Source organism: Natronomonas sp. (assembly GCF_046710025.1).
Taxonomy (GTDB): domain Archaea; phylum Halobacteriota; class Halobacteria; order Halobacteriales; family Haloarculaceae; genus Natronomonas.
Window position 1 is genome coordinate 1 of sequence record NZ_JBKEGK010000240.1, and the last position, 3,756, is coordinate 3,756.

The following is a 3,756-nucleotide window of genomic DNA, read 5'->3' on the forward strand; positions in this document are numbered from 1 at the left end:
GGATTCGAGGTGAACCTGTAGCTCGGCGGCGTATTCGGCGACGAGCGCCTCGGCGGCCTCGAGTTTCTCCTCGTCGACACCACCGGGACCGCCGCCGTCCCCGCCCAGTCCGAGCGCGCCGAGGATGGACCCGAAGACGCCGCCGCCGGAATCGGGATCGTCGGCCGGGTTTCCCCCCATGGGATCCATCTCGGCGACCTTCTCGATCTCGGGCATCATTCCCCGTAGCTCCTCGGTGTTTGCGACGAGTTCGGCCGCCCCTCCGTCCTCGGGATTCTCGATCTCGAACGTCGTCGCCGTCATGATGAGCCCCCACTCCTGTCGGGTGAATCGGGAGTCGTCGACGCGCGGGTCGAACTCGCCGTCGACGGCCATCCGGTCGCCGACGATCATGTCCTGCCAATCGGTCATACGCCCGTGTAGGGCCCCCTCCGACTTATATACGTGGCGTGGGACCGACTGCGATCACGGGTTTAGGCCGTCGAGCGGAGCCGCTTCGCGTCGATCCGTTCGGCTCCGGGTCAGCGTGGCGAACAGGCGGCACAGTACTGTCCGGCGGCCGCACTAACTCCGAGGCCGGACAGCGATCGGGTCTGCCATACGCCGTCTGGCCGCGTCCCGGTATATAAACTATCGGGCGGCGAGCCCGTCGCTATCAGAACGCGTTCGGGGTGACCTCGATGGCCGCGTGCAGCGACTCCTTCATAGCGTCGTGAACGTGACAGATCTTCTCGCCGAGTTCGATGACCTCCTCGATTTGGTCGTCGTCGAGGTCGGCCTCGATATAGAGGTGAAACCGGATCGCGGCGAGGTCGTCGCTGTCGTCGAGGTCGGCCTCGGCCTCGGTTTCGATCTCGCCAAGATCGACCTCAAGGTGCCGGTTCGCCCCGGCCCGGCAGGCGAAGGTGAAACAGGAGGCATAGTCGGCGACCAGCACCTCATTCGGCGTCGGTCCATCCGATGCGGTCGCGTCGATGCTGAGTTCGAACTCGCCCGCGCGGCTCAGCGCGTGATACTGTTCCTCGTTGACGGTCGTTGTCTCGATGTCGGCCATACTACCTCGGCTCACTCGGCGGGAATACAAAAATCCCCCGCGGCGCGGCCGGCGTTCACTTCGGCGGGGCGTTCACTCTAAGATAAACGACTCGTCGCCCTCAAGGATCACCGCTTCGGCCGCTGCCCCGGCAGCGTCCAGTTCCCGCTCGAACTCGGCAGTGTCGATCTCGATCGGCGGGAACGTATCGTAGTGCATCGGCGCGGCGTAGTCGACGCCGAGCCAGTCGGCCGCGATCGCAGCCTGCGCTGGCCCCATCGTGAAGTGGTCGCCAGCGGGGAGCGCAGCGAAGTCCGGTTCGAGGAACGGGCCGATGACCTCCCGCATCTCGGTCATGAGGCTTGTGTCGCCGGCGTGATAGAACGCGGTGTTGTCGGCGTCGGACTCCTGTGTCGGCTTCGCCTCGGAGATTACGAACCCGCCCGGCATCCCGGCGGACGTCTCGTAGCCCGTCTCGATGCCGTTGGAATGGTCTGCTCGCACCATTGTTACCCACGCGTCGCCGCACTCGACCGTCCCGCCGAGATTCATCCCCATCCCACCAACCGCCTCATCGAATCCGTAGTTGTCCTCGGCGTAGGCAACGAGTTCCGGCGTCGCGACGAGGGTCGCGTCGTTGAATTCACTCGCGTGTGCGACGTGGTCCTCGTGGCCGTGTGTCAACAAAACGTAGTCGGGGGCGTCGACGTCGGTCGGGTCGAGGTCCGTCTGTGGGTTCCCGAAGAACGGGTCCACCAGCAGGTCGGTTCCATCGACAGTGACGTACCACGTGGAGTGGCCGTGCCAGGTGAGTTCCATTACGAACGGTGGTATTCGGCTCACGGCCTTAATTATACTGTGTCGATCTCAACCGATCGACGGCGTTAGGATGGTGGATACACACCCCGACGTATGGAGATCCGGCGGATCGACGGCGGCCGGCCGTCAGACGCGATTTCGGTGCGGCGGGCGGTGTTCGTCGACGAGCAGGGCGTCCCCGAGGAACTCGAACTCGACGGCAAGGACGACGATGCGACCCACTTTGTCGCCTACGACAGCGGGAAGCCGATCGGGGTCGCACGCCTCCGATCGTACGATGGAGACACGAACAACAGCGAGACCGATAAAAAAGCGAACGATAGCGGGACCGACGGGACGGCGGGAAGCAGCGAGGACGCAACTTCGGGGGAAATAATAACGCGAGGGCGAGCCGCCGGGCCGAGCAGGGCCGCAAAGGTCGAGCGCGTCGCGGTGCTCGCGGATCGTCGCGGCGAGGGGATCGGCCGCGAGTTGATGGCCGCAGTCGAGCGCGCCGCCGACGCATCGGGGTACGGCCGACTCGTGCTCCACGCGCAGGTCCGGGTGGTATCGTTTTACAAACAGCTCGGCTACGACGCCGTCGGCGATACCTTCGAGGAGGCGGATATCCCTCATCGACGGATGATCAAGCAGCTGTAACTGCGCCGGCAGGCGGACGGCGTCGATCCGGGAACGCTTATATCAGACCCGGGAGACGCCCCGGCTATGCGACGGATACGATTCCGCGACTCCGGCGATGACGCCCGTTACGGCGAGTTGACCGACGACGGGATCATCCGTGCGGACCCGAAGCGCGAAGGCCGCGTCTCCGACGAGCTCGGGAGCTTCAACGTCAAGGATGTCGACGTGTTACCCCCGTGTGAGCCCTCGAAGATCGTCTGTATCGGGCTGAACTACGCCGACCACGCCGCCGAGCAGGGGATGGACGTTCCGGACCGACCCCTGCTGTTCTTGAAGACCCCGAACGCGGTCGCGAGCCACGACTCCGAGGTCGAACTCCTTCCCGACAAGGAGACCCTCGAGTACGAGGCCGAACTCGGCGTCGTCATCGGACAGCGGTGCCGGAACGTCGATGCGGCCGACGCCGATGAAGTCATTGCCGGCTACACCTGTGTCAACGACATCTCCAACCGCGACGACCAGCGCGTCGAGACGAACTGGGTCCGTGGAAAGTCCTTCGACGACGCGGCCCCGATCGGCCCCGTCATCGCCGCTCCCGAGGCGGTCCCCGAGGACGCCGCGGTCCGGTGTCGGCTCAACGGCGAGTTGCGACAGGACTCCTCTCGCGATCAGTTCATCTTCGACATTCCCGAACTGATCGAGGAGATTACCGCATACATGACTCTAGAGGAGGGCGACGTGATCTCGACGGGAACGCCGGAAGGTGTCGGCCCGCTCTCGGACGGTGACACCGTCGAAATAGAGGTCGAAGGCGTCGGCACACTCAAAAACCAGGTTCGGATACCCTGAGGCGGGTGTTCACAGGATCGGAGCCGGCGTCCCGAGCAGCCCGGAGACGACGAGCAGGCCGATCGCAGCACCCGACGCGAGGATATAAAAGGGGCGGGCGTCGCGGGCCGGCTGGCGGATCTTGTCGTTGTCGACCCCGCGCATTGCCTTTCCACTCCCGATCTCGACGAGGGCAGCGAGGCCGAACCAAAGCGCAAGCATGGTCAAGACGAGATAGCCGCTCGTCGTCCCGGTCAGCGACCCGACGGTGTACTGTGTCCCGGCGAGGTGGCCGCCCGAGAGGAACAACAACAGCGCGCTGATCCGGGTCACCCACCGGAGCGTGGAGACGACACTCCCGAAGGCGTCCGGCGAGAGTTCGCCGTCCATTGCCAGCGGGAGCACCGCCGCGGCGACGAACAGCACTGAGCCGGCCCACAGCGCGGAGAATCCGG

General features: G+C 65.1%; 6 protein-coding genes. 2 read left to right on the forward strand and 4 right to left on the reverse strand.

The genetic code is table 11. The features are described from left to right. From ACI944_RS12920 to ACI944_RS12930, 3 genes are all read right to left on the reverse strand, one after another. Window positions 1-411: DUF5799 family protein (locus ACI944_RS12920; protein WP_411719445.1), on the reverse strand; the 411-nt coding region annotated here is incomplete at its 3' end. Between the two features lie 244 nt (window positions 412-655). After that, window positions 656-1,054 carry an OsmC family protein gene (locus ACI944_RS12925; RefSeq protein WP_411719446.1) on the reverse strand — a complete coding sequence of 133 codons (399 nt, stop codon included), beginning with the start codon at window positions 1,052-1,054 and terminating at the stop codon, window positions 656-658. 72 nt (window positions 1,055-1,126) lie between these two features. Next, a complete protein-coding gene (locus ACI944_RS12930) occupies window positions 1,127-1,852 on the reverse strand; it encodes a metal-dependent hydrolase (RefSeq protein ID WP_411719450.1) in 726 nt (241 codons plus the stop codon). 93 nt (window positions 1,853-1,945) lie between these two features. Here ACI944_RS12930 and ACI944_RS12935 point away from each other — a divergent pair, with 93 nt between their 5' ends. Together ACI944_RS12935 and ACI944_RS12940 are read left to right on the forward strand one after the other, a co-directional pair. After that, window positions 1,946-2,491: a GNAT family N-acetyltransferase gene (locus ACI944_RS12935; RefSeq protein WP_411719447.1), complete on the forward strand. Its 546-nt coding sequence runs from the start codon at window positions 1,946-1,948 to the stop codon at window positions 2,489-2,491. A 66-nt stretch (window positions 2,492-2,557) separates the two neighbouring features. After that, window positions 2,558-3,322: a fumarylacetoacetate hydrolase family protein gene (locus ACI944_RS12940; protein WP_411719448.1), complete on the forward strand. Its 765-nt coding sequence runs from the start codon at window positions 2,558-2,560 to the stop codon at window positions 3,320-3,322. A gap of 9 nt (window positions 3,323-3,331) precedes the next feature. Here the strand turns inward: ACI944_RS12940 and ACI944_RS12945 are convergent. Beyond that, on the reverse strand, window positions 3,332-3,756 hold a 425-nt coding region (locus ACI944_RS12945), incomplete at its 5' end, for a transporter (protein ID WP_411719449.1).